General features: G+C 64.6%; 24 protein-coding genes. 15 read left to right on the forward strand and 9 right to left on the reverse strand.

From position 1 onward, the window contains the following. Nucleotides 1-106: 106 nt before the first annotated feature. Nucleotides 107-784 carry a CDP-alcohol phosphatidyltransferase family protein gene (locus WFP36_RS10305; protein WP_336980230.1) on the forward strand — a complete coding sequence of 226 codons (678 nt, stop codon included), beginning with the start codon at nt 107-109 and terminating at the stop codon, nt 782-784. A 24-nt stretch (nt 785-808) separates the two neighbouring features. On the opposite strand, the gene WFP36_RS10310 is transcribed toward WFP36_RS10305, so the two are convergent. Then, nucleotides 809-1,942 (reverse strand): site-specific DNA-methyltransferase, encoded by a 1,134-nt coding sequence (locus WFP36_RS10310; protein ID WP_336980232.1) that lies wholly within the window; start codon nt 1,940-1,942, stop codon nt 809-811. A 283-nt stretch (nt 1,943-2,225) separates the two neighbouring features. Here WFP36_RS10310 and WFP36_RS10315 point away from each other — a divergent pair, with 283 nt between their 5' ends. Further along, the gene (locus tag WFP36_RS10315; protein WP_336980234.1) at nt 2,226-2,939 is read left to right on the forward strand and encodes a sulfotransferase family protein; all 714 of its coding nucleotides are present in this window, start codon (nt 2,226-2,228) and stop codon (nt 2,937-2,939) included. 241 nt (nt 2,940-3,180) lie between these two features. Here the strand turns inward: WFP36_RS10315 and WFP36_RS10320 are convergent, their stop codons facing one another. After that, nucleotides 3,181-3,816, reverse strand: coding sequence for a ribonuclease HII (locus WFP36_RS10320; RefSeq protein WP_336980236.1), 636 nt, complete (start codon nt 3,814-3,816; stop codon nt 3,181-3,183). On the opposite strand from WFP36_RS10320, the gene WFP36_RS10325 reads away from it, so the two are divergent. From WFP36_RS10325 to WFP36_RS10345, 5 genes are all read left to right on the forward strand, one after another. After that, the gene (locus WFP36_RS10325) at nt 3,815-4,996 is read left to right on the forward strand and encodes a PQQ-dependent sugar dehydrogenase (RefSeq protein ID WP_336980238.1); all 1,182 of its coding nucleotides are present in this window, start codon (nt 3,815-3,817) and stop codon (nt 4,994-4,996) included. The genes WFP36_RS10320 and WFP36_RS10325 overlap by 2 nt on opposite strands. A 106-nt stretch (nt 4,997-5,102) precedes the next feature. Further along, entirely contained in the window at nt 5,103-5,630 is a 528-nt protein-coding gene (locus WFP36_RS10330) for a GNAT family N-acetyltransferase (protein WP_336980240.1), read from the forward strand. A gap of 22 nt (nt 5,631-5,652) precedes the next feature. Continuing rightward, entirely contained in the window at nt 5,653-6,258 is a 606-nt protein-coding gene (locus WFP36_RS10335) for a CoA pyrophosphatase (RefSeq protein ID WP_336980241.1), read from the forward strand. Next, nucleotides 6,251-7,441, forward strand: coding sequence for a CCA tRNA nucleotidyltransferase (locus WFP36_RS10340; protein WP_336980243.1), 1,191 nt, complete (start codon nt 6,251-6,253; stop codon nt 7,439-7,441). Before WFP36_RS10335 ends, WFP36_RS10340 begins: the two co-directional genes overlap by 8 nt. A gap of 283 nt (nt 7,442-7,724) precedes the next feature. After that, the gene (locus WFP36_RS10345; protein WP_336980245.1) at nt 7,725-8,474 is read left to right on the forward strand and encodes a hypothetical protein; all 750 of its coding nucleotides are present in this window, start codon (nt 7,725-7,727) and stop codon (nt 8,472-8,474) included. Nucleotides 8,475-8,543: 69 nt separating this feature from the next. Here WFP36_RS10345 and parC read toward each other — a convergent pair whose 3' ends face one another. From parC to WFP36_RS10365, 4 genes are all read right to left on the reverse strand, one after another. After that, entirely contained in the window at nt 8,544-10,829 is a 2,286-nt protein-coding gene (parC, locus tag WFP36_RS10350; RefSeq protein WP_336980247.1) for a DNA topoisomerase IV subunit A, read from the reverse strand. A gap of 175 nt (nt 10,830-11,004) precedes the next feature. Further along, complete coding sequence (locus tag WFP36_RS10355; RefSeq protein ID WP_336980248.1) at nt 11,005-11,337, reverse strand: 2Fe-2S iron-sulfur cluster-binding protein; 333 nt, start codon at nt 11,335-11,337, stop codon at nt 11,005-11,007. A 2-nt stretch (nt 11,338-11,339) separates the two neighbouring features. Beyond that, nucleotides 11,340-12,425, reverse strand: coding sequence for a cysteine desulfurase family protein (locus WFP36_RS10360; protein WP_336980250.1), 1,086 nt, complete (start codon nt 12,423-12,425; stop codon nt 11,340-11,342). A gap of 113 nt (nt 12,426-12,538) precedes the next feature. Beyond that, a complete protein-coding gene (locus WFP36_RS10365) occupies nt 12,539-13,576 on the reverse strand; it encodes a cysteine desulfurase family protein (protein WP_336980252.1) in 1,038 nt (345 codons plus the stop codon). Nucleotides 13,577-13,693: 117 nt separating this feature from the next. On the opposite strand from WFP36_RS10365, the gene WFP36_RS10370 reads away from it, so the two are divergent. Both WFP36_RS10370 and WFP36_RS10375 read left to right on the forward strand, forming a co-directional pair. Next, complete coding sequence (locus WFP36_RS10370; RefSeq protein WP_054529385.1) at nt 13,694-14,350, forward strand: alpha/beta hydrolase; 657 nt, start codon at nt 13,694-13,696, stop codon at nt 14,348-14,350. A 191-nt stretch (nt 14,351-14,541) separates the two neighbouring features. After that, nucleotides 14,542-15,210 carry an energy transducer TonB gene (locus WFP36_RS10375; protein WP_336980254.1) on the forward strand — a complete coding sequence of 223 codons (669 nt, stop codon included), beginning with the start codon at nt 14,542-14,544 and terminating at the stop codon, nt 15,208-15,210. 7 nt (nt 15,211-15,217) lie between these two features. On the opposite strand, the gene WFP36_RS10380 is transcribed toward WFP36_RS10375, so the two are convergent. Further along, nucleotides 15,218-15,424, reverse strand: coding sequence for a hypothetical protein (locus WFP36_RS10380; protein ID WP_336980256.1), 207 nt, complete (start codon nt 15,422-15,424; stop codon nt 15,218-15,220). A gap of 79 nt (nt 15,425-15,503) precedes the next feature. On the opposite strand from WFP36_RS10380, the gene WFP36_RS10385 reads away from it, so the two are divergent. The 3 genes from WFP36_RS10385 (at nt 15,504) to WFP36_RS10395 (ending at nt 20,570) form a co-directional block, all read left to right on the forward strand. Next, nucleotides 15,504-17,354 carry a DUF885 domain-containing protein gene (locus WFP36_RS10385; protein ID WP_336980258.1) on the forward strand — a complete coding sequence of 617 codons (1,851 nt, stop codon included), beginning with the start codon at nt 15,504-15,506 and terminating at the stop codon, nt 17,352-17,354. A 921-nt stretch (nt 17,355-18,275) separates the two neighbouring features. Beyond that, entirely contained in the window at nt 18,276-19,412 is a 1,137-nt protein-coding gene (locus tag WFP36_RS10390) for an aminotransferase class V-fold PLP-dependent enzyme (RefSeq protein ID WP_336980260.1), read from the forward strand. 117 nt (nt 19,413-19,529) lie between these two features. Then, nucleotides 19,530-20,570, forward strand: coding sequence for a GGDEF domain-containing protein (locus WFP36_RS10395; RefSeq protein ID WP_336980262.1), 1,041 nt, complete (start codon nt 19,530-19,532; stop codon nt 20,568-20,570). 51 nt (nt 20,571-20,621) lie between these two features. Here the strand turns inward: WFP36_RS10395 and WFP36_RS10400 are convergent, their stop codons facing one another. Both WFP36_RS10400 and WFP36_RS10405 read right to left on the reverse strand, forming a co-directional pair. Further along, nucleotides 20,622-20,945: a hypothetical protein gene (locus WFP36_RS10400; protein WP_336980264.1), complete on the reverse strand. Its 324-nt coding sequence runs from the start codon at nt 20,943-20,945 to the stop codon at nt 20,622-20,624. Between the two features lie 201 nt (nt 20,946-21,146). After that, the gene (locus WFP36_RS10405) at nt 21,147-22,739 is read right to left on the reverse strand and encodes a phosphoenolpyruvate carboxykinase (protein WP_336980266.1); all 1,593 of its coding nucleotides are present in this window, start codon (nt 22,737-22,739) and stop codon (nt 21,147-21,149) included. Nucleotides 22,740-22,984: 245 nt separating this feature from the next. Between WFP36_RS10405 and WFP36_RS10410 the strand changes: the two genes are divergently transcribed. The 3 genes from WFP36_RS10410 to WFP36_RS10420 are packed head-to-tail and all read left to right on the forward strand — an operon-like array spanning nt 22,985 to nt 25,738. Further along, on the forward strand, nt 22,985-23,752 hold the full coding sequence (locus WFP36_RS10410; RefSeq protein ID WP_336980267.1) for a response regulator transcription factor: 768 nt from the start codon (nt 22,985-22,987) through the stop codon (nt 23,750-23,752). Continuing rightward, the gene (locus WFP36_RS10415) at nt 23,745-25,322 is read left to right on the forward strand and encodes a stimulus-sensing domain-containing protein (protein WP_336980270.1); all 1,578 of its coding nucleotides are present in this window, start codon (nt 23,745-23,747) and stop codon (nt 25,320-25,322) included. Before WFP36_RS10410 ends, WFP36_RS10415 begins: the two co-directional genes overlap by 8 nt. After that, a complete protein-coding gene (locus tag WFP36_RS10420; protein ID WP_336980272.1) occupies nt 25,319-25,738 on the forward strand; it encodes an HPr kinase/phosphorylase in 420 nt (139 codons plus the stop codon). The genes WFP36_RS10415 and WFP36_RS10420 overlap by 4 nt, the downstream gene beginning before the upstream one ends. Nucleotides 25,739-25,807: the final 69 nt, after the last annotated feature.

Below are 25,807 nucleotides of genomic sequence, written 5' to 3' on the forward strand. Positions count from 1 at the left end.
CCCTACCAGCCGCCCGCCATCAGGCCAATGCCACAATGGGACGAGCCGCCTTGCTGGTTCGCAGAGGCCGCTTGTGCATGTTGCAGTTTGATTACATAAGATCGCGATGACAACAGGCCAAAAGGCTCACCAGCCCGTCGCACGGATTCAGCAGAATGTTCTGGCCGTGTCCGAACGTCGGCTCCTCAACTGGATATGCGCGAGGCTGCCCGCGTGGGTTACGCCCGATATATTGACCGGGACCGGCGTTGTCGGGGCCTTCGCGATCTTTGCCGGATATGCCCTGAGCACCTTCGGCGTTTATTGGCTGTGGCTGGCGATCGCCGGTTACTTCATCCAGTGGTTCGGCGATTCACTCGACGGCAGCCTTGCCCGGTTCCGCAAGATCGAACGGCCGCGCTTCGGCTATTTCATCGATCACAGCTGCGACGGGTTGACCCTGCTGCTGATCCTCGCCGGCATCGGCCTCAGCCCCTATGTTTCCTTCAACGTCGCCATGGTGACGCTCGCAGGCTATCTCCTGCTGTCTATCCACGCCTTCCTTGCCACGCATGTGCTGGGCGAAATGCGCCTGTCCTATCTCGCGATGGGCCCCACGGAGCTTCGCTTCGTGTTGATCGGCACCACCTTCGTGATGATGGGCATGGGCTATGATCGGGACTGGTTCGCCAACGTATCGGGCTTTGACCTGACGTTTGGCGGGGCAGGCGCGCTGATGATCCTGCTGTTCGTGATCCAGACGCTGAAAACCGCGAAGCAACTGGCTGCGGAAGAGCGCCGGTAATCCGGCGCCCTTCCCGCGCGATCATCAGTCCTCAATAGTCAGCAGGTAGAGCTGGCGCAACGCGTCCAGCGGCTTCACTTCGCCCTGGTGTTCCATGTGCCAGAAGGTCCAGCCGTTGCAGCTGGGCGCGCCCTGCAAATTCTTGCCCACGCCGTGGATCGAGCCGGTTTCCGTACCCGAGATGACCGAGCCGTCTGCCCGCACCTGCGCGTGGAAGCGGCCCTTCTTGTCGAACAGGGCAGTGCCCGGCGCGATCAGCCCGGCTTCCACCAGCGCGCCGAAGGCTACGCGCGGCGCGTCCTTGCGGCTCTGCATCGTCTTCAAGGCGCTTTCATCGAGGGGCAGGGCCATCTCGATACGTTCCAGCGCGGCTTCACGATAAGTGCCTTCGCGCTCGCAGCCGATCCATTCGCGGCCAAGGCGCTTGGCGACCGCACCGGTGGTGCCCGTGCCGAAGAACGGGTCGAGCACGACGTCGCCCTTCTCCGTGGTGGCCAGCATCACGCGATAGAGCAGCGCTTCAGGCTTCTGGGTAGGGTGGACCTTTGACCCGGCCTTCTTCAGGCGTTCCTGCCCGCTGCAGATCGGGATCACCCAGTCACTGCGCATCTGAAGTTCGTCATTCAACGTCTTCATCGCGCGATAGTTGAAGTGATATTTCGCCTTCTCGCCCTGCGAGGCCCAGATCAGCGTCTCATGCGCATTGGTGAAACGCGTGCCCCGGAAATTGGGCATCGGGTTGGACTTGCGCCAGATGATGTCGTTCAGGATCCAGAAGCCCAGATCCTGCAGGATCGCGCCGACGCGGAAGATGTTGTGATAGGAACCGATCACCCACAGCGACCCGTCCGGCTTGAGCACGCGGCGCGCCTCGGTCAGCCAGTCGCGGGTGAAATCGTCATAGGCCTTGAAGCTGTCGAACCGGTCCCAATCGTCGGTCACCGCGTCAACATGGCTCCCGTCGGGACGATTGAGATCGCCCCCCAGCTGGAGGTTATAGGGCGGATCGGCGAAGACCATGTCCACGCTCGCCGCAGGCAGGCTACGCATGGCCTCGATGCAGTCGCCGGTCAGGATCGTGCTGAGCGGCAGTTCGGGCCTTGCGGCAATATCAGTCTTTCGCGCGGTAGTGCGCGGCCTTGTCAGGACTTGAACCATCAAAAAATACCCCTGTACTTGTCCACAAGGGTGAATCCTCGCGAGTCCCGCGTCAACCCACGAGTCGCTCGCCATGCGGCGAGCCGAGTCCATGCTCCGACGAGAACGAAAAGAGTCCCACACACCATGTTGAGTCCCGGCAGGCTGAGGGGACTCGATATGTAGGGGGTGTGGCCGCACGGACTCGAGTGCGGATTTTTTCATCCACCCTTGCGGTTTCGCCGCGCACGGGCACACTGCGCCCCTCGGGGATTTCCGACCGGACCGCCGGAGGGAGTGGGCTATGACATTGCAGGTAATCGGGGCCGGCCTCGGCCGCACGGGCACGTTTTCGCTGAAATTCGCGCTGGAACATCTGGGCTTCGGCCCCTGCTATCACATGTCGGAAGTGCTCGCCTCCGCGCGGCGCAGCGTGCCGCTCTGGCTCGATGCGGCACAAGGCAAGCCGGACTGGGATGCGATCTTCGACGGCTTCGTTTCGACCTGCGATTATCCCGGCTGCACCTATTGGCGCGAACTGGCGGCGCATTACCCGAAGGCGAAGATCATCCTCACCACCCGCGATGCCGATAGCTGGTTTGACTCAGTGAGCGCGACGATCTTCTCGGAGCCGCATCGCGCCACTTTCAGCGGCGGCCCGCTCGCCCCCTTCTTCGACGCAGCCGTTTATGCCGATTTCGGCGACCAGATCGGCGACAGGGCCTTCATGACCGACTATTTCCGCCGCTGGAACCAGCAGGTAATCGACGCCGTCCCGCCCGAACGGCTGCTGGTCTATTCCGCGCGCGAAGGCTGGGAACCGCTCTGCGCCTTTCTGGGCGCGCCCGTGCCGAACATGCCCTACCCCCGCGTGAACAGCCGCGAGGAACTGGCCCATGGGCGCGAGGAAGCTGGCCAACAGAGCGGCGAAAACCACTCCCCGCCCTCGCCCGAACAGCTGGAAGCCTTTGCCCGGTCCTACATCGACCAGCTCAAGGCGGAGGCCTTTGCGGGGTAGGAGTTGCGCGGCTCACTCTCAGGGAATGGTGCCCCCTTCACTCACCTCCGCCCGTCCTGAGCCTGTCGAAGGGCGCGCTAGACGGTAGTTCTTGGAAGAATGCCCAACGGGCCGCTTCACGCTTCGCTATGCCCCGGCTTAAATGCCAGCGCGCGCCCTTCGACAGGCTCAGGGCGAGCGGATGTTGGTAGAATCCGGAACCGGGATATCCGCAGGCCACGCACTTCGGGCACTTCCGCCCCTAGAACAGCTCCATCTGGGCCACCGGCGCGAAGCTCCTGCGGTGCAGCGGGCTTGGTCCATGGGCGCGCAAAGCGGCGAGATGTTCGGGCGTGCCGTAGCCCATGTTCTTCTCCCAGCCATAGTGCGGGTGCGCCTGTGCGGCTTCGCGCATCATGCGGTCGCGATATTCCTTGGCGATGATCGAGGCGGACGAGATCGCCGGCTCCAGCGCATCGCCGCCCACGATGGCGCGCGCGGGCCAGCGCCATTCCTCGCGCCTGCCGGCGGGCGTCATATTGCCGTCGATCAGCACCTGCACCGGTTCGGCATCGAGCACGCGGCAGAGATTGGCCACGGCGTGGCTCATCGCCAGCATGGTGGCCTGGAAGATATTGATCCGGTCGATCTCCTCCACCTCCACCACACCAATGCCCCAGGCACAGCGGGCGCGGATCTTGCCGTCCAGCACCGCGCGCTTGGCGGGGGACAACTTCTTGGAATCGTCCAGACCTTTGGGCCGGGGCTTGCACAGCACCACCGCAGCGGCCACAACCGGCCCGGCCAGCGGCCCGCGACCAGCCTCGTCCACACCGGCGAGAATGTTTTCCGCACCAAGCTCGGCACAAAAACGAGGATCGGGTGTTGAGCAGAGCATGAACAGGAATTTCCGGGCTTCTGCCCCGCTTCTTGCCCTTGCTGCGCTTGCCCTCGCAAGCTGTAACTCCGCCTATTCCGGGGATAGTTCGGCGCAATCCGTCGTAAATTCGACAGAGGACACGATCGGCCCCTTCGCCGTCACCCAGATGGGCGCCTTCAATGAGCCTTGGGCAATGGCGTTCGAGCCGGGCACCGGCAATCTGTTCATCACCGAGAAGAAGGGCGCGATCCAGTTCCTGACGCCCAGCGGCGCCATCGGCGAGGTGAGCGGCGCGCCGCAAGTGGCCTATGGCGGCCAGGGCGGGCTCGGCGATTTTGCCTTCGCGCCCGATTACACGACCAGTCACCGCATCTATCTGAGCTGGGCCGAACGCGCGGAAGAGCCCAATCCTGAGAACAAGCGCCGCGCCGTGGTCGGCATGGGCAAGCTCAACTGCTCCACCGATACGAAATGTGCGATTGAGGGGCTCAAGGTCATCTGGCGGCAGGAGCCTGCCATCGCCAGCTTCGGCCACTTCTCCCACCGCATCGCCTTCTCGCCTGACGGCAATCACCTGTTCGTCACCAGCGGAGAACGGATGCAGGGCGCCCCGGCGCAGGACCTGACGACCAATCTCGGCAAGGTCGTCCGCCTGCTGCCCGACGGCAGGCCAGCGCCCGGCAATCCCTATGCCTCCATGGGCGGCGTGTCCGCACAGATCTGGTCTTACGGCCACCGCAACCTGCTGGGCCTGAAGTTCGATGGCCAAGGCCGGCTGTGGGAGCTTGAGCACGGCCCGGCGGGCGGAGACGAACTGAACCTTGTCGAGCCCGGCAAGAATTACGGCTGGCCGCTGGTTTCGGAGGGTGACGATTATTCGGGCACTCCGATCCCCCGCAACGCCACTCGCCCCGATCTCGCCACTCCGGCGATCAGCTGGAACCCGGTTATCGCGCCGGGCGATTTCATCTTCTATTCGGGCGGCCTGTTCCCGCAATGGCGCGGAAATGCGCTGATCGCCGGGCTCAAGACCCAGGCGCTGGTGCGCGTGGCGATCGAAGGCGACAAGGCACGCGAGGTGGAGCGGATCAATCTCGGCATGCGTCTGCGCGATATCGTCCAGGGCCCGGATGGCGCCATCTGGGTGGTGGGCGATGGGCCGGGCGGCAAGCTGCTGAAGCTCACTCCGAAGGAATAGCGCGACGCGGGCAATGTGCCCGTTACCCCGCACCCTTTTGACGATAATCTCAACCAATGCACTTTTGATTGCGCCACACCGCGCTTGACCCTATCGCGCGCGGCCCATGGACGCTGCCGACTCTTCCCCCACCCTGATCCCGCTCGACGCGGTCGACCCCGCACTGGTCGAGGAATTGCTCGATCGTGCATTCGGGCCGGGCAGGTTCGGCCGTACCGCCTACAAGGTGCGCGAGGGGATGGACTGGCTTCCCGGCCTGAGCTTCGCCGCGCTGGACAGTGAAGGCCATCTGGTCGGCACGATCCAGACCTGGCCGGTCGCCCTCACCGATCCGGAAGGGCGCGCCCATCCGATGCTGATGGTCGGACCGGTCGCGGTCGTTCCCGAACGTCAGGGCGAAGGTTTCGGTCAGGCCCTGATGCTGGCGATGCTCGGCGCACTGGACGAGCGTGCGCCCCTGCCGCAGGTCCTGATCGGCGATGCCGACTATTACGGGCGCTTCTTCGGCTTCAGCGCCGCCCCCACCGGCGAGTGGAAAGTTCCCGGCCCTTACGAGCGCGACCGGCTGCTGGTGCGCGCGGCAAACCCTGCAGTGCTCCCCAGGGAAGGAACGCTCGGCCCTTGGCGGGGCTAGGCAGTTCTGGCAGGGCAAACTCATGAGCCCGCTATTCGACAGGCTTAAGACCATCTTCGATGAAGGCCATGGCATTCAGCTTCCCGGCCTGCGGACCGATGCGGCTTTTGCCCCGCCCGGCGAAGTGCGCCCGGCCGCAGTGATGATCGGTGTTACCGACCGGGCAGAACCGGGCGTGATCCTGACGCACCGCCCGCTAGGCATGCGCCAGCATGCCGGCCAGGTGGCGTTTCCCGGCGGCAAGCTCGATCCGGGCGAAGATGCGGTTGCGGCCGCTCTTCGCGAGACGCACGAGGAGCTTGGCATAAGTCCTTCCAATATCTCGATTATCGGGGCAACGGATCGCTTCATTACCGGCACCGGATATGACATTACACCGGTGATGGGCGTGCTGCCCCCCGACCTGCCGATCGTGCCCAATCCGCATGAGGTTTCCGACTGGTTCGAAGCGCCGCTGCACTTCGTGCTCGATCCGGCGAACCGGGTGCGCAAGCAGGCCGAATATCGCGGGCGCCTGCGCGAATATACAGAGATCGTGTGGGAGGGGCACCGCATCTGGGGCGTCACCGCTGCGATTATCGAGAACCTCTCGGAACGGCTCGCCTGGGAAGGACTCATTCGTGGCTGAATTCCTTCCCCCCGCTCATTGGACCCAGCGCGAAGACCTCGCCCGGATGGTGAGCGCGCTCGGCAATGGACCGGACGGCACCGCCCTTGCCCGCTGGGTCGGCGGCGCCGTGCGCGACAGCCTGCTGGGAGTTGAGCCCTTCGATATCGACGCAGCCACGCCTCTCAAGCCTCGCGACGTCATGGCGCGGCTGGAACGGGCCGGTATCCGCACTATCCCCACCGGGATCGATCACGGCACGGTCACGGCCCTGCTGACCGGAGGCAAGGTGGAGATCACCACCCTGCGCCGCGATGTTTCCACCGACGGGCGCCGGGCTACCGTGGAATATGCCAGCGAATGGCGCGACGATGCGGCACGACGGGATTTCACGATCAACGCGCTCTATGTCGATCCCCGCACACTGGAGATCTTCGACTATTTCGGCGGGATGGAAGACCTTGCCGCGCGGCGCGTGCGCTTCATCGGCGATGCCCGCCATCGCATCCGCGAGGATCACTTGCGCATCCTGCGCTATTACCGCTTCCAGGCCCGCTTCGGCTCCGGCCTCGATAGCGAGGCGGAGGAAGCCTGCGCGGAACTCGCCGCCACGCTCAAGGGCCTCAGCCGCGAGCGTGTGGCGATGGAACTGCTCAATCTGCTCGGCCTGCCCGATCCGACCGCGACATTGCTGCGGATGCATGCACGCGGCGTGCTGGGCGTTGTCCTGCCTGAGGCCACACACCATGCGATCGAAAGCCTGCCTGACCTGATCGCGGCGGAAAAGGCAGCGAACCTCTCCCCGCTGGCAATCCGCCGCATGGAGGCGCTGCTGCCGCCCCTCCCTGCGGTCGCGGAAGGCGTTGCGGCACGGCTGCGCCTGTCGAGGAACCAGCGCGAGCGCCTCTCCTGCGTCGCCGAACGCCAGGCCGATGATGGCGAGAACCCCCATGCCCTGGCCTATCGCTGCGGACTGGACTGCGCGGTGGACCGGCTGCTGCTCTGCGGGGCCGATCCCTCTTCACTGGCGGGCTGGAAAATTCCCGAACTGCCGCTCAAGGGCGGAGAAATCGTCCGGCGCGGAGTGAAGGCCGGGCCGGACGTGGCGCGCATCCTGCGGTCGGTCGAGGCGCGCTGGATCGCCGAAGGCTTCCCCGGCCGCGAGCGCGTGCTCGATTTGCTCGAGAGCGAACTACCCGCCTGAACGGGGGCCTTGGCCCTGCTTCAGCCCCACTTCATCCCGGACTTGCGACCTTTGGGCGTTGCCAATCCAGAGGATTGATGGATAAGACATCGATACATATTGCGAGCGGCGCTCGATATCCTTGGATATCAGTCCGACCCGTTTCGGTTGCGGCCATGGTTGCATCCCGAATCCACCCATCTGCGGTGTCGGTGGCTCGCTATCCGGTTCTTGCGTTCCATGCGCAGGGGTATTGCCCGGCTTGCGGGCGTTCGGTTCGGTTGAACTAAGACGGAGTAGGTTGATGAAATTCACGAAGTTGGTCGCGGCTTCCCTTCTTGCCGTGGCGAGCATCCCAGCGGCGGCGCAGAGCGATGTGGGCCTGGCCGTTGGGGCGACTGTCTACGGTTCGGACGCCGGCGAAGTGGGCAAGATCGTGGAAGTGGGTGACGGCTATGTCATCGTGGATACCGGCACGCATAAGGCAACCCTGCCCAATGAATCCTTCGGCAAGGGCGCCAAGGGCCCGCTGATCGGCCTCACCAAGGCCGGGCTCGACGAATTCGTGGCGAATGCCAATGCCGAAGCCGCCGCAAAGCTCGCCGAAGTGCTCAAGGCGGATGCCGGCATCGTGGGCGCGGCCGGCGGCGATCTCGGCAAGGTCAAGTCGATCGAGGCCGACGGCACGGTGGTGGTGACCTACAAGGGTGTCGACGCGGCTTTCCCGAAGGACCAGTTCTACGCCAACGAAGCAGGCCAGCTGGCCCTGCCCTACACAGCCGACCAGCTCGATCAGGCGCTTGCCCCGCAGTTCGAAGCGGCCGCGAAGGCCAAGGCCGCGCTTGATGCCGCGCTGACCGCGGGCAAGGCGGTCAAGACCTCCGACGGCGCCGAAGTCGGCAAGGTTCGCGAACTCGACGCCCAGGGCAATGTCGTGATCGACCGCACCGCCGGCCCGATCACCCTGCCGCGCAATCTCTTCACGGCCGATGCGGCGGGCAACCCCGCGCTGCTGATCGACAAGGCCGCGCTCGACGCCGCGACCGGCGGCTGACGCTTCAGCACATGACGACAGAAAAGGCCGGGTGCGAACAATCGCGCCCGGCCTTTTTCATTCAGCCAATCAGAACTTGTTATCGCGCGGGAAGCCTGTCGGCGGCAAACGCCCGGCAGCGCCGCGCGCCACTTTCCACATGCGGATGTCCTTCTCGGTACGAGTGCGCCCCGTATCGCCGCCCATGGTCCAGCTGAGGCCGTCCTCAAGCTTGAAGGTTACCGCATCGGACATGCCGCCATCGCGATAACGCTGCAGCTGCACACCCTGCCCGCGGCCCATTATGGGCACTTCCTGCAAGTGGAAGACGATAAGCTTGCGGTTCTCGCCCACCACGGCGACGTGATCGTCTTCCTCCGCGATGGGGCGCACGACGCTGAGCTTCACCTTATCCTTGACGTTTACCACCTGGCGGCCCTTGCGGGTCTCGGCCAGCAACTCGTCCATTTCTGCGGCGAAGCCCTTGCCGTTAGTGGCCGCGAGCAGCAGCTTGCCCTTGGGCTTGTAGGCCAGCGCCGAGACGATCGTGGCATCGGCTTCGATATCCACCATGGTGCGGATCGGCTCGCCGAAGCCGCGCGCGCCCGGCAGCTTGTCGGCACCCAGCGTGTAGAAGCGCCCATTGTCGGCGGCGATCAGCAGCTTGTCGGTCGTCTGGCAATGGAGCGCAAAGGCGGGCCCGTCACCTTCCTTGAACTTCCATTCCTGATCCAGCGGCACATGGCCCCTGGCCGCACGGATCCATCCCTTGGCCGAAAGGATCACCGTCACCGGCTCCTTCTCGATCATCGCGTCCATGCTGAATTCCACGGTCGGCGCGGCCTCGGCAATCGTGGTGCGGCGGCGGCCGAGCGCCGTGTCCTCGGCATAATCCTTGCGCAGGTTCCGGAGGTCGCGCTTTAGGCGCGTGCGCTGGCGGGCAGGCGAGGCGAGCAGTTCCTCCAGATCGGCACGCTCGGCCAGCAGGTCGTCGCGTTCCTGCCGCAGTTCCATTTCCTCCAGCTTGCGCAAGCTGCGCAGCCGCATGTTGAGGATCGCCTCGGCCTGCCGGTCGGTCAGGTTGAATTCGGCCATCATCACGGCCTTGGGCTCGTCCTCCGTCCGGATGATCTCGATGATCCGGTCCAGATTGAGGAAGGCGATGATATAGCCTTCGACCAGTTCCAGCCGCGCGGCGATCCGGTCCAGCCGGTGCTGCGCCCGGCGCTGGAGGATGTCGATCTGGCTGGCGATCCAGTTGCCCAGCAGTTCCTTAAGCCCCATCACCATCGGCGTGCGGGTGGCGTCCAGCACGTTGAGGTTGAGGCTGAAGCGGCTTTCCAGATCGGTCAGCTTGTAGAGCGATTCCTTGAGCAGCTCCGGATCGACATTGCGGCTCTTGGGCACCAGCACGATGCGGATCTGCTCGTCGCTCTCATCGCGGACGTCTTCCAGGATCGGCAGCTTGCGGTCGGCAATCAGCTGGGCGATCTGCTCGATCAGCTTGCCCTTTTGCACCATGTAGGGGATTTCGGAGATGACGAGCTGGTACTGCCCGCCGCCCAGCCGCTCGATCCCCGCATCGCGATCCGCCTCTTCCTTCGCCTCGGCCGCATGGAAGCGCCCGCGCACGCGGAAGGCGCCGCGCCCGGTCTCATAGGCATGGGAAATCGCCGCGGGGCTGTCCACGATCACGCCGCCGGTCGCGAAGTCAGGCCCGTGAAACAGCTCCATCAGCCGGGCATGTTCGACATGCGGATTGTCGACCAGTTCCAGCGTCGCGTCGATGATCTCGGCTACGTTGTGGCTGGGGATGGACGTTGCCATGCCCACGGCAATGCCGGTGGCGCCGTTCGCCAGCAGATTGGGGAAGAGACCCGGAAAGATTTCAGGCTCTTCCTCCTCATTATTGTAAGTCGGTATGAAGTTGACGGTGCCTTCGTCCAGCCCGTCCATCAACTGCATCGCCGTCTTGGTCAGGCGGGCTTCGGTGTAGCGATAGGCGGCGGCATTATCGCCGTCGATATTGCCGAAATTGCCCTGCCCCTCGACCAGCGGGTACCGCAGCGAGAAGTCCTGCGCGAGGCGAACCATCGCGTCATAGACGGCAACGTCGCCATGCGGGTGATATTTGCCGATCACGTCGCCAACCACGCGACTGGACTTCTTGAAGGCATTGGCCGGATCGAGCTTCAGCGCCCGCATCGCCCACAACAGGCGGCGGTGGACCGGCTTTAGCCCGTCGCGCAGATCGGGGAGCGAGCGGGCGGTAATGGTGGAGAGCGCATAAACGAGATAGCGCTCCGACAGGGCGGAATCGAACGGTGCATCGACGATCGCATCGAATGCGTCGTCGTCTTCGGTCGTGATGGCCATGGGACAGCCCTAACACCCCGAAGGCGGGCGCTCTAGCGAGCTTGTGCGGGAATCCACATTATCGACGGCAAATGTCGTCATTGCGAGCGGCAAGGCCGCGAAGCAATCCAAGGCCCGGCGCGCGACGTTCTGGATTGCCGCGTCGGCTTCGCCTCCTCGCAATGACCAATTCCCCTCAATACCCCTGCGCGTCCTTGCTTTCGCGGGGAATGCGCACGGTCAGCCCTTCGAGTTCCGGCTCCAGCACGATCTGGCAGGACAGGCGGCTGGTGCGTTCCACTGCCGCCGCAAGGTCGAGCATGTCTTCCTCGTCATCGCTGGCGGGCTTGAGGCGGGTGAACCATTCGGGATCGACGATCACGTGGCAGGTGGAACAGGCCATTTGCCCCTCGCACGTCCCCTCCAGCGGCATGCCAACGGCCTGCCCGGCCTCCAGCAGAGAAGTGCCCTCGGCGCCTTCGGTATCGACCCTGGTGCCATCGGTGGTGACGAACGTGACCTTGACCATTTCTATTCCTGCGCTGCGGCCGCCCGGTTGATCTTTGCGGCGGCTTCTTCGAGTTCTTCCATCGTCGTATAGCGCCCGAAGCCGATCCGGATCGAGCTTTTTGCCTGGGCATCCGCAAGGCCGAGCGCGCGCAGCACATGGCTGGGGCGGCCAGAACCGGAGGCACAGGCGGAGCCTGCCGAGAAACACACATCGCGCAAGTCCGACATCAGGCGGGCTACGTCCAGCCCGTCGCGGCGGAGATTGAGATTGCTCTTCCAGCGGGCATCCGCGCTCCCGTTCAGGGTCCAGCCTGCAAACAGTTCGCGCGCCCGGCTCCACAACAGTTCGACATGGGCGCCGTCCGCCCCCATCCGCGCCTTCGCCAGCTTCGCCGCCGCACCGAAACCGGCACAGAGCGCAGGACTGAGCGTGCCGGACCGCAAGCCCTGCTCCTGCCCGCCGCCGTGCATTTGCGGAACAAGTTCCACCCCGTCGCGCACCCAAAGCGCACCGACACCCTTGGGGCCGTAAAGCTTGTGGGAGGAAATCGCGATCAGATCGGCATTGGCAGGCGCGGCGAGCTTGCCAGCACCCTGCACCGCATCGCACAGCACCAGTGCGCCCGCCGCATGGGCAGCCTGCGCCAGAGCATTGACCGGCTGGATCGTGCCGATCTCATTATTGACCTGCATGAGCGCGAGGAGGCCCAGCCCCTGCGGCAAGGGGATATCGGTGCTTACCAACCCCTCGCGATCCACTGGGAGGATATGCACCGGATGGGTGCTCCGCATTGCCTCGGCGCAATCGAGCACCGCCGCATGTTCGATGGCGCTGACCGCAATCGCGCCGCCTCGCGAAGTGCCCTTGATTGCCAGATTGATCGCCTCGGTCGCGCCGGAAGTGAAGATCACGCGCCCGCCCGGCGGCAGCAGCGCCGCCACCTGGCCGCGCGCGACTTCCACTGCGGCAGCGGCCTGCCGGCCCATGCGGTGGGGGGAGTGCGGATTGCCGAAGCCCGTCGTGCCCGGCCCGCCCAGCCACGGGAGCATCTCGTCCCGCGCCTCTGGCGCGAGCGGCGTGGTCGCCTGATAGTCGAGATAGATCATGCAGGGTCCTTACCTCGTCATTGCGAGGAGGCGAAGCCGACGCGGCAATCCAGGCCCGGATATAACTGCCCTGGATTGCTTCGCCCTCCGGGCTCGCAATGACGAAGGAAATATCATCCAGCCGACCGCCCGGCGACAGCACGCCACTGGTCGATAAAGGCCAGAATATCCGCCTCGCTCGTCTCGCGCCCGATGCTCACGCGGATCACTTCGCCCGGATCGGCATAGCCCATGGCGGAAAGCACGTGACTGACCTTGAGGCTGCCGGAGGAACAAGCACTGCCTGCCGAAACCGCGAAGCCTGCCGCATCGAAGCGGATCAGCTGGGCGTTGGCCGAGGTCCCGGGCATGCGATAGGCGGCGATGGAAGGCACACGGGCAGTCTCGGCGCAGAGCAGTTCTCCGCCCGCCGCCGCAATCGCATCGTCCAGCAAGGCGCGCAGGCGCACCGCTTCATCCAGCCAGCCGCGATCCGCTTCCAGCGCCGCGACCATCGCCATGGCGCCGGGCAGATTCTCCGTCCCTCCGCGATAGCCCCGCTCCTGCCCGCCGGTTGGCTTGAGCAATGCCCAGTCGCGCACCAGCAGGGCGCCGATGCCGATAGGCCCGCCGAATTTGTGTGCCGAAAGCGCGATCAGATCCGCATCGGGCAAAGCCAGCTTGCCTACCCCTTGCGCGCAATCGGCCAGGAGCACCCCGCCCGCACTGCGCACCGCGTCCACCACGGCGTTGAGCGGCTGGAGCACGCCCGTCTCGCTATTGGCCTGCTGCACGGCGACCAGGCCGGGCAGAGCGCAATCGGCCGGGTTCACTAGGCCGAGCGCGTCCACCGGCAAGCGAACCGCATCGCCCGCATGGCGCAGCACGGATTCATGCTCCACTACGCTCACTGCCAGCAGCGGCGCCTGCGCCTGCTTGAGCGCAATGGCCAGTGCCTCGCTCGCGCCGGAAGTGAAGATCACTTCCCCATCCCAGCCCAGAGCCGCCTTCATTCGGGCGCGCGCATCCTCCAGCGCAGCGCGGGCCTTGCGTCCTTCCGCATGGGGGCTGGAGGGGTTGGCCCAGATGCCAAACCCCTCGCGCATGGCCTCCCCCGCCTCGGGCAAAAGGGGAGTGGTCGCAGCAAAATCGAGATAGATTCTTTGGGGCATCAAGGGCTTTTGCAGGCTTTCGGCGCTGGGCAATTGCGAAAATCGCACTCGACACTATATAGCCAGCAACTCACCGCGCGCCAGCCGCGCACTCACCCGTTATTTCGAGAGCCGACCATGCCTGCTGTCATTTTTCCCGGCCCCGAAGGCCGTCTTGAAGGTCGTTTCCAGCCCGCCCCGCGCCCGCGCGCGCCGGTGGCGATGATCCTGCACCCGCATGCCCAGGCAGGCGGGACGATGAACGACCGCATCACGCAGCGTCTCTACAAGACCTTCGTCGATCGCGGCTTTGCCACCCTGCGCTTCAATTTCCGCGGCGTGGGCCGCAGCCAGGGCAGCTTCGACAATGGCGTGGGCGAACTCAGCGACGCGGCCGCCGCGCTCGACTGGGTGCAGTCCATCCATCCCGAAGCGCAGACCACCTGGATCGGCGGCGTCAGCTTCGGCGCGCTTATCGGCATGCAGTTGCTGATGCGCCGCCCGGAGATTCGCGGCTTCATCTCGGTCGCTCCGCCGGCCAATATGTATGACTTCTCGTTCCTGGCCCCCTGCCCGGCCAGCGGTCTGATCGTTCAGGGCGCGGCCGACACGGTGGTGCAGCCGCAGGCGGTGCAGAAGCTGGTCGACAAGCTGCGCACGCAGAAGCACATCACCATCCATCACGAGGAAATCCCCCGCGCAAACCACTTCTTCGAACATGAGATCGAAGATCTGATGGGCTCGGTGGACAAATATCTCGACTTCCGCCTCTCGCCGGATTGTCCGATCCGCTAAGGCGCGCAAAACCAGCAAAATTGGGGGGCGGGTGCGCTTGGGCGTGCCCGCCCCTTCGTATTTCCGCTTAGCCGCCGATAGCCCCTTGCCGACTCTATCCCGCAATTGTAATGTTATAACATTATAGGCGGTCGCCCGCTTTCCTGAGCACCCAGAACATAATGGGCGGCCGAAACAAAGGAGAGCATGCAATGGCCTATGTCGACCGTCAGAGTGGCGCCAGCAAAGCCACTTCGATCGCCACGGTAGCGATCGTCCACGCGGCTCTCGGAGCCGTATTGATCTATGGGCTGGCGACGGAATTCGTGAAAGCACCGACAGATACACATCTGAAGGTAAACAAGTTCCCGCTTCCCAAGACCCCACCGCCCACAGAAACGCCCAGTGCGACGCCTTCCAGCACGATCACCACGGTTAACCCGCCGCTCGACACCAAACAGAACGACGAGGTGAAGGTCGAACCGCGCCCCTTCCCGACATCGTCCGAAGTGTTCGCCGATCCCACGCCCCACCCCACCATCGCGCCGACCGTTCCGGTAACCCCGACACCGCCGCCGCTCTTTACGCCGAAGAACCCCAGCCCCGCCAATGACCGTTCCGGCTGGGTGACGACGGCGGACTACCCGACGCGCGACCTGCGGCTGGGCCATACCGGCACCGCGAAATATCGCGTGGTCATCAGCAGTTCGGGCAAGGTGCAGAGCTGCGAGATCACCGGCACCAGCGGCTTTGCCGGGCTGGACGAGGCGACCTGCAAATATGTCTCACGCCGCGCCCGGTTCGATCCGGCCAGCAATTCCAATGGCGAGAAAGTGGTGGGAACCTGGTCCGGCTCGGTGAGCTGGCGGATTCCGGACTGAAGGCAGATTATTGAGCGAGCGTGTCGGCCTTCTGGGCCGGCGCCTCGCCGCTTTCGTCGGGGATCGTCCAGATCAGCACATTGCCGATCATCACGATGGCCAGCACCACCATCAGCGAAACCTGCTTGAGCGGCCCGCCTTTGCGCCACAGCACAAAAGCGCCGACCAGCATGGCGAGCGAGGCGAGCATGAGAATGGAAAGCACCGTGTCCATCCCCCTCCCCTAGCGAGCAAGTCCGGCGCTGAAAAGCACGCCATTTGACAGGGCTGGCGGTTCATTCCACACACCGCCCATGCAAAACCCGGTTCAGATGAAACTAACCCGCCGCCAGACCCTCGCCGGGCTTGGCGCGGGCATCTCCTCCCTCGCCCTTGCGGGCTGCATGGGCAAAGCAGGCCTCGCCGGCGCGCCCGCGCCGCAGGAATCCGCCACTGCGCTGCTTGACCGGATCGCGTGGGACCTGATCGAACTGGAACCCGGCACGGCCACCGGCCTTGGGATCGATACGGGCGAAAAGGCCTATCTGCGTTCGCGCATGGCCGACACGACGCCGGAAGGCATGGTCCATTATGCAGGCAATCTGCGCGACGGGCTCGCCAAGGTCCGCGCCTTCGACAAGGCGGGGCTGGACCCGGCGACGCTCACCAGCCTCGAAGTGGTCGAAAGCGCCTATGGCACGGCGCTGGAAGGCTTCGCCCTGCCCTATGGCGACGTAGCGACGGGCGGCTGGCGCAATGCGCCTTACGTGGTGATCCAGAATGTCGGCGCCTATCTCGACGTGCCGCGCTTCCTCGATTCCGACCATCCCGTGCGGGACAAGGCGGATGCCGAAGCCTATATCGCGCGGCTGGAAGCCTATCCGGCCATGCTGGACGGCGAGACGGCGCGGATGCAGGCAGCCACTCGCCTTGGGGTGATCCCGCCCGCCTTCCTGCTCGACAAGGCCATCGCACAGATGGAAAGCTCGCTCGCGGACGCCCGGCTGGGCAGCGGGCTGGTCTCTTCGCTCACCGCGCGCACGAAGGATATTCCCGGCGATTGGGAAAATGCCGCCAGCCGGATCGTGACCGGCAAGGTCGGCCCGGCACTGGAACGCCAGCTCGCCGAGTTGCGCCTCCAGCGGTATCAGGCCACTCAGGATGCCGGCATGTGGGCGCGGCCCAATGGCGAGGAATGGTATCGCTGGGCCCTGAAGGCCAGCACCACCACCACGCTGGGGCCGGACGAAATCCACGAGATGGGCCTGACCCAGCTGAGCGAAATCCACGGCCGGATGGACGCGATCCTCAAGGACATCGGCTATAAAGACGGGCCGGTGGGCCAGCGCATGCGCCAGCTGGCGGAAGACAAGCGCTTCCAGTTTCCCGAAGGCGATCCCGGCCGGGCCGAGATCATGGCCTTCATCCAGCAGCGCATCGACTGGATCAGGGCGCAGATGCCGCGTGCCTTCCGCACGCAGGTCCGTGCCAATCTGGAAGTGCGCCGCCTGCCCCTGTCGGAAGAACCGGGCGCGCCCACGGCCTATGGCGGTGCGGGCTCCATCGACGGGGCGATCCCGGGCAAGATGTGGATCAACCTGCTGACCACCGATCTGCACCGGCAATATACCCTGCCCACGCTGGTCCATCACGAAACCATCCCCGGCCATGTCTGGCAGGGCGAATATGCCAACCAGATGCCGCTGATCCGTTCCCGTCTGGCGTTCAATGCCTATTCGGAAGGCTGGGCGCTCTATGCCGAGCAACTGGCGGACGAGCTGGGTGCCTATGCCGATCATCCCGCATGGCGGCTGGGCTATCTGCAGGATCAGGCCTTCCGCGCCTGCCGCCTGGTGGTCGATACGGGCCTGCACCACAAGCGCTGGACGCGCGAGGAGGGCGTCGCCTTCTTCGTGGAGCGCAATGGCGACAATCCCAAGGAAGTGGCGAGCGAGGTCGATCGCTATTGCAGCTGGCCGGGCCAGGCATGCGGCTACAAGGTCGGCCACACCGAGATCGTGCGCCAGCGCGGCCTGGCGCAAGCAGCGCTGGGCAGCCGCTTCGACCTGCGGGACTTCGACGATGCCGTGGTCAAGGGCGGCAATGTCCCGCTCGATGTGCTGGCGAAGAACGTCGCCCGCTATGTCGCTGGGGCGAAGGGGTAAGTCTCGATCGGTTCGCGCAGAGAGCGCAAAGGCCGCTGAGGGGGCGTGCCCAACCCAACCTTCGTCATCCCGGACTTGTTCCGGGATCCCGCTTCTCCTTCACGCCAGACAGCTGGACCCCGGAATAAATCCGGGGTGACAGTTGGGTGAAGTGGCGCATTTGGCGTTTTCACTTGACTTCACGAACCGTTTCGGTTATATGCCCCGCACCTTGCTGCGATAGCAAGTCGCAAGGTTCAATCCGGAGGGCGGCATGTCGACTGCTCATCCTCCCTTGTTCGCTTCGAACAACGCGGCCGGTGCGGGTGCGTGCCTTGGGGGCGTTACCCCTTGGCAAAGCCTCTTGCGCCAGATGCGGTTACCGGATGCGCGGCTTCACCGGCTCCCTCACGATCCCGGCCCTACGTGGGCAGGCTTTCCCGGGATGTTCGCGATGAACCACGAATGGCGCGGGATTATCACCCGCAAGGAAAGGATGCCCGGCTGCGAGCCCGCGGGCGCCTTTCCCGGCCGGTTTCCGATTGGGCAGAGCCAGGCGCACGGTGGAAGTGCCCGGCCTTTCGCTATCCTCTGCCCGCCTCCTGCACGCGCCAATCCTGACGCCGTGCCGGCCGCGCGATTGGCTTTCCAACACTGGCGTAAAGGTCCGGGTTCGCCGCCGGATGGATATTTGCACCCACTCGCCCACACCCGCCCATCCTGAGCTTGTCGAAGGACACGTGGAACATTTGCCCCATTGCAATGGTTGAGAGCACCCAGCCCAAAACTCGGCGCGTGTCCTTCGACAAGCTCAGGATGAACGGAGGTTAGAAGGTTGGGCTGGATAGTGCCCGCAAGGTTCTCACCCCACCCCCTCACCAACTCCCATTTGCCTCCCGCGCCGAAACGTGAAAAAGGCCCAGCCGAGAAAAGGAGAGTTCCATGCCCGGTCTGCGTCCCGAAATCGATCCCGACGGTTTGCTTGAATTCTCGGTGGTGTTCACCGACCGTTCGCTCAATCACATGAGCCAGGCCTTCCAGGGCGTGATGCGCGATATTCACGAGACCCTGTGCGAGGTCTATCACGCCAAGCGCGCCGTCGTGGTGCCGGGCGGCGGCACTTACGGGATGGAAGCGGTCGCCCGCCAGTTCGCTACCGGCCAGAAGGCGATGGTGATCCGCAACGGGTTCTTCTCCTATCGCTGGACGCAGATCTTCGAGGCAGGCTCGATCCCGGCCGAGGAAATCGTGCTCAAGGCCCGTCGCACCGGCAATGGCGGGGCAGATGCGCCCTTCGCTCCGGTGCCGATCGAGGAAGCAGTCGCCGCGATCAAGGCGGAAAAGCCCGCCGTACTGTTCGCGCCCCATGTGGAAACCGCATCGGGTATCATCCTGCCGGAAGATTATATCGCCGCGCTGGCCGATGCGGTCCATTCGGTGGGCGGGCTGTTCGTGCTCGATTGCATCGCCTCCGGCTGCGCATGGGTGGATATGGAAGCCACCGGCGTGGACGTGCTGATCTCTGCCCCGCAAAAGGGCTGGTCCGCCCCGCCCTCGGCCGGCCTGGTGATGATGCGCGATGCCGCGCTGGAACGCTGCCGCGAAACGAAGTCCACCAGCTTCGCCGCCGATCTCGGCAAGTGGAACACGATCATGGAAGCCTATCTCAACGGCGGCCATGCCTATCACGCCACCATGCCGACCGACGCGCTGCGCGTGTTCCGCGATGCCATGCTGGAAACCAGGAAGATCGGCTTCGACAAGCTCTGCGCCGCTCAGTGGGAACAGGGCAACAAGGTGCGCGAGATGTTCGCCGCGCGCGGCATCAAGTCCGTGGCGGCCGAAGGCTTCGGCGCGCCGGGCGTGGTGGTGTGCTACACCGACGATCCGGAACTTCAGACCGGCAAGAAATTCGCTGCCCTCGGCCTGCAGATCGCGGCGGGCGTGCCGCTGATGGTGGATGAAGGCCCAGACTACAAGAGCTTCCGCATCGGCCTGTTCGGGCTCGACAAGCTGAAAGATGTGCCGGCCAGCCTCGCCCGTCTGGAAGCTGCCTTCGATCAGGTTTTTCCGTCCTGAAACAAGGGGTTCACGGCGCCCTGATCCTCGTGCGAAGGGCGCCGAAACCTGTGGAAAATCGCGCTTTTCCGCACCTCCTTTAACGGGGTGTTAGGGATACTCCGCTAGTCGCGGGGAATGGGCAGGAAACACGCGACAGATCAGCGTGCGAAGGTGGAGGCGGGCTTTTCGGAGCGCCGTAGTCCGGCATTTCGCGTTACGCCGAACCAGGCGTGGGTCATCGTGCTCCTCGGCACCCTGCTGACCGCGCTGGTGGATTACGCCACCGGCAGGGATATCTGGGTCGGCCCGCTTTACATGACCTTTATCGGCATTGCCGCCTGGTCGATCGGCTGGCGGCAGGCGCTGGCGGTATTCGGCTTTTGCGTCATCGCCAGCGGCTGGGTGAACAGCGACGACCTGTATCCCTATCATGGGCAATTGACGGTTCTGGACGTCCTGCTGCGGATCCCTCCGGTGCTGGCGATCATCGCCCTCCTCACCCATGCGCGCCACACCTGCGAAGTCGAATGGCGGCTTGCCCGCACCGATCCGCTGACCGGCGCGCTGAACCGCAAGGCCTTTTTCGAAATGGCCGGCACGATCGAGGAAACCACCGGCTGGCACGTGCTGGCCTATGCCGATCTCGACGGGCTGAAGGCCCTGAACGACCTTCACGGCCATGCGCGCGGCGATGCCAGCCTCAAGGCCTTTTCCGAACATGTGCGGCGCGCGATCCGCAAGGACGACATCTTCGCCCGCATCGGCGGGGACGAGTTCCTGGTCTACATGGCCGTGCGCGATGCACAGGCCGGCCTGACCGTGGCAAACCGCCTGCATGTGGCGATGAACACCGCGACCAACGAATTTGCCGACGGGTTGCGCTGCAGCGTTGGCGCGCTGATCCTGGCACCCGGACGCCGCTCCATCGACCGCGAGCTGCGCCTGGCGGACGAGTTGATGTATGAGGCGAAGCAGAGCGGCGCTGCACTGACCGTCGCCACGGCCCGCCTGCGCGGCGAGGAATTCGCTTCCGAAGGGCGCTGGATGTCCACCCCGGCCATGGCACAGGCAGTGGCTACGGCAGGCCAGGAATTCAGGCAGGCACCACGTACGGAAAGCGGGGCGAACCCGTCATCGGAAAAGCCCGGCCCGCTGCCGCCCCGCAAGGCGGCCTGACCGATCCTCTTCTGCCCAAGGGCGCCCCCATGAGGCGCCCCGCCCTGGGCTTCATTCCTTGCCGAACAGACCCTTGGCCATGCCGGCAATATCGTCGAGCGGATTGCCGTCGCCATCCCGGTCGATGATGTTGGCGAACTCCATCAGCGAGCCTTCGCCGCCGATCTGTTCCACGATCTGCTTCAGAGTGCCGGTAGGCAGCCCGGTCTTGGCTGCGGCGGCTTCCACCGTATCGCCTTCCAGCTGGTGCGCGTGGCCCAGCGCGGCAATCGCCTTTTCCGCCATTGCCGGGTCAATGCCCACTTTCGCGGCCAGATTGGCCACGTCATCGGGCGAACCCGCAATGCTCTTGAGGATGGAATCGAATACGCTCATGCCATGTACTCCCTGAGCTGGCCGATCGAACTGGCTCACTTCCAAGGACATGATGCGCCCCTTGCACGCCGGTGCAAGTCAAAATTCTTCCGGTTGCAAAAGTGCCGGAAATGAACGGGATAGGGACCGGAATCAGAAAAGGGGGCCCTTGCGGCACCCCCTTTTCCTCCTCTCCAACTCGTGTGCGGAGCTGGCCGCGCCTTAAGCTACCGGCGCCGCCTGCTTCACGCTCTCGTCGACATGGTCTGCAAATTGCTCGAAATTGTCAACAAAGAGCTGGACGAGCTTCGCAGCAGTCGCGTCATACTCGTCCTTGTCCGCCCAGGTGGAACGCGGATCGAGGATCGAAGTATCGACCCCCGGCACGGCCACCGGCACATCGAAGCCGAAGTTGGGATCCTTGCGGAACTCGGCATTGTTCAGCGAACCGTCGAGCGCGGCATTCAGCAGCGCGCGGGTTTCCTTGATCGGCATGCGCTTGCCCACGCCATACTTGCCGCCCGTCCAGCCGGTGTTGACCAGCCAGCAGGACACGCCGCCCTTGGAGATGCGTTCCTTGAGCAGATTGCCGTAGACGCTGGGGTGGCGGGGCATGAAGGGCGCGCCGAAGCAGGTCGAGAAGGTCGCTTCCGGTTCGGTCACGCCGATTTCCGTGCCGGCCACCTTGGCGGTGTAACCCGACAGGAAGTGATACATGGCCTGATCCGGCGTGAGGCGCGAGATCGGGGGCAGCACGCCGAAGGCATCGGCAGTGAGCATGATCACGTTCGAGGGGACCGGGCCGAGATTTTCTTCCGAAGCGTTCGGAATGAAATCGATCGGATAGGCACCGCGGCTGTTTTCGGCGAGCGAGTTGTCGTCGAAATCCAGTTCGCGCGTCGCCTCGTCCATCACCACGTTTTCGAGCACGGTGCCGAACATGCGGCTGGTGGCGTAGATTTCCGGCTCGGCTTCTTCAGACAGGCGGATCATCTTGGCGTAGCAGCCGCCTTCGAAGTTGAAGACCGCCGTGTCCGACCAGCCATGCTCGTCATCGCCGATCAGCGTGCGGCTGGCATCGGCCGACAGGGTGGTCTTGCCGGTACCCGACAGGCCGAAGAACACGGCCGTCTTGCCGTCCGCGCCGATATTGGCGGAACAGTGCATCGGCATCACGCCTTTGACCGGCAGCAGGAAGTTGAGAATGCCGAACACGCTCTTCTTCATTTCGCCGGCATATTTGGTGCCGCCGATGAGGATCAGCTTTTCCGACAGGTTGACCGCAATCACCGTCTCGCTGCGGCAGCCGTGGCGCACCGGATCGGCAACGAAGCTGGGCAGGTCGATGATGGTGTATTCGGGCACGAAGCCGTCGAGGTCTTCCGCCGTCGGGCGCACCAGCAGGGTGCGGATGAACAGATTGTGCCAGGCCAGTTCGTTGATCACGCGCACATTCACGCGGTGATCGATCTGCGAACCGCCGAACAGGTCGGCCACATAGAGCTGGTTCTTTTCCGCCAGCGCCTTGAAGAAATCTTCCTTCAGCGCAGCGAAGTGTTCGGGGCTCATTTCGACATTGGTCTTGCCCCACCACACGGTGTGCTCGGTCACCCCGTCGCGGACGATGAACTTGTCCTTCGCCGAGCGGCCGGTGTGCTGGCCGGTTTCGACAACCAGCGGGCCATGGGCGGCAATGCGGCCTTCGCCGTTGCGCACGGCATGCTCCACCAGCGGAGCCGTACCAAGGTTCGCGTGGATCGTCGCGGACGTTGCAATACCCTGACGGTCGAGGGGGAAGGAAAGCGATGCAGTCAAGTTCGTCTCCAGACTTGGGGGGCCAGCAAATTCTGGGCCATCATGCGGAAAGTTCCGCCAACCGGAATCGGGTTGCGCATAGTCGCACAAGCACCCTTCGTCAAACCGCCACAAATAGGCCGAAAATATTGATTTAGCACAGGGTTTTACCGCACCTGCGTTGCAACAGGAATCGGTTGAAGCGTTGTCTATCTGCCGCGAAAACGTTAATCCCTGCCTTCAGATTCAGCAGGACAGCGCACCTTATGGCCCATCAGCCCGGCTCCAGCACCGCCAGCCCGGCCTCCCCCGTGGGCGAACCGCAGCAGGTGATCGCGCTGGTGGACGACGATCGCAACATCCTCGCCAGTGTTTCCATCGCGCTCCAGTCCGAAGGTTTCGCTACTCGCGTCTATACCGATGGCACGGCCGCGTTGAAGGCGCTGACGGAAAATCCGCCCGACCTTGCCGTGTTCGACATCAAGATGCCGCGCATGGACGGGATGGAATTGCTGCGCCGCCTGCGCGAGACTTCCACTCTCCCCGTGATCTTCCTGACCAGCAAGGATGACGAGCAGGATGAGGCAGCCGGCCTTGCCATGGGGGCCGACGATTACATCGCCAAGCCGTTCAGCCAGAAGCTGCTGATCGCCCGCATCCGCGCGATCCTGCGCCGCAGCGCCATTGCCCCGCAGACCAATGGCGAGCATGAGGACGCCGCGCCCGGCGGGGAGGAAATGCTGCGCGGCCGGCTGAGCATGGACCCCGCGCGACACAAGGTGCACTGGGATGGCAAGGACGTGTCCCTGACCGTGACCGAATTCCTCATTCTGGAAGCGCTGGCCGCCCGGCCGGGCGTCATCAAGAGCCGCAACCAATTGATGGACGCGGCCTATCCCGACGATGTCTTCGTGGACGATCGCACGGTGGACAGCCACATCAAGCGCATGCGGCGCAAGTTCCGTTCGGTCGATCCCGAATTCTCCTCCATCGAAACGCTGTACGGCGCAGGCTACAGTTTCTCCGATGGCTGAAAACGGCGAGCCCAGAAGGATTCCGCGCCGCTTCGAACGGCCGATCTTCACCCCCCGCGCATCGCTGACGATCCGCATCCTGACCTTCAACATCATTGCCCTGTCGATCCTGGCGGGCAGCTTCTTCTATCTCGACAATTTCCGGCGCCAGCTGATCGAGGAACGGTTTCGCCTTGCCCGCAGCGAGGCGCAGATCACGGCGGAGGCACTGCTGGGCGTGCGGCCCAATTTGCTCGATCCGCTGATGGTGCAGATCGGCGAGGAGCAGAAGCTGCGCCTGCGCCTCTATCGCCCGGACGGGAGCCTGGCGAAGGACAGCTTCGCCCTGGCCGAGCCTTCCTTCACCTTCGTCGATCCCGACCGCGAGCCCTGGTACCAGCACGCGGCCCGCTGGCTGGACCGGGGAATGGACGCGATCCTGGGGGCGGAGCCGGTGCCCGCCTATGCCGAGCCGCGCAATACTAACGCGAATTCCTGGCCGGAACTCTCCCGCGCGCGGGAACTGAGGCAGACGCAGGTATTCCTGCGCTATGCGCCCGACCGGACCCCGGTGATATCCGCCGCCGCGCCAGTGGGCCGCGACGGCACCATGCTGCTGACCACCCGCAACGCCATCGACATCACCAAGCGCGTGCGCGACGCGCGGCAGACGCTGGCGATCATCGTGGCGGCGGCGGTTCTGATCTCGATTCAGCTCTCGCTCTATCTGGCGCGGATTATCGTACGCCCGCTGCGCGTGCTGGTGCGCGCCGCGGTGCGAGTGCGGCTGGGGCGCGACCGCGAGGTGGTGGTGCCCCGCCTGCCCGAGCGGCGCGACGAGATCGGCATGCTTGCCCGCGCCATTTCCGACATGAGTTCCGCCCTGCGCCACCGGATCGACGCCGTGGAGAGCTTCGCGGCCGATGTGGCCCACGAACTCAAGAACCCGCTGGCCTCGCTGCGTAGCGCGCTGGAGGCCCTATCGAAGGTCGAGGACCCGGCCCTGCGGCGCCAGTTAACCGGCATCGCCATGCACGATGTCCAGCGGATCGACCGACTGGTAAGCGAGATTTCCGACGCCAGCAGGATCGATGCGGAACTTTCCCGTGCCACCTTCGAACCGGTCGATCTCTATGCCCTGATCTCCAATGCCGTGGGCGCGCGCGAACATCGGGCGGAAACCGAAGACCGCACGATCAAGCTCAAGCGCAAGGGCCGTGGGCCCTTCGTGGTCCTTGGCGTGCCCGCCCGGCTGGAGCGGGTGGTGGAGAACCTGCTGGACAACGCCGTCTCCTTCTCGCCGCCCAATGGCGAGATCACCGTGGAACTGCGCGCGCATGACGAACTGGTGGAAGTGACTATCCGCGACCAGGGCCCGGGCATTCCGGAAAGCGAGCGCGACAAAGTGTTCGAACGCTTCCATTCCGTGCGTCCGGAAGCCGAGGGCTTCGGCGGCCATAGCGGGCTTGGCCTGGCCATCGCCCGCACCATCGTGGAGGCGCATGACGGCACGCTGACGCTGGGCGAGCCCCCGGCGGGCAAGACCGGCGCCTGCTTCATCATCATCCTGCCAGCGATAGAGCCGAGATGAGCGCGCTGATCCATCAGGCGGGCTGCGTTGCCATCGAAGGCCGGGCGGTGCTGATCGAAGGGCAGCCGGGCAGCGGCAAGACCAGCCTCGCCCTCGCCCTGATCGACCGGGGCGCCGGGCTGGTGGGCGATGACGGAGTAACGCTGGAAGTGCGTAACGGACGGTTGTGGGCCTCGCCCCCGCCCAACATCGCGGGCAAGCTGGAAATCCGCAATGTCGGCATCGTCGATCTGCCGGTAGCGGAAGGCCCGGTGGCGCTGGTGCTGCGGCTCGACCCCATGGCCCCGCGCCATGTCGAACAGGCGGACCAGCTGGAGCTGGCGGGCATTGCCCTGCCCCTGATCCGCCTGTGGCCCGACAGCCCCGCCCTGCCCCTGCGTGCCGAATGGGCACTGAAGCTGCATGGACTGAGCTGATCGCTTGTTACGAGCGGAGCGATTGCGGACACTTGCGGTCTGCGACAATATGACGGCGGATGATAAGTC

The sequence above is a fragment of the Fulverythrobacter fulvus genome (genome assembly GCF_037154085.1).
GTDB classification, from domain to species: domain Bacteria; phylum Pseudomonadota; class Alphaproteobacteria; order Sphingomonadales; family Sphingomonadaceae; genus Andeanibacterium; species Andeanibacterium fulvum.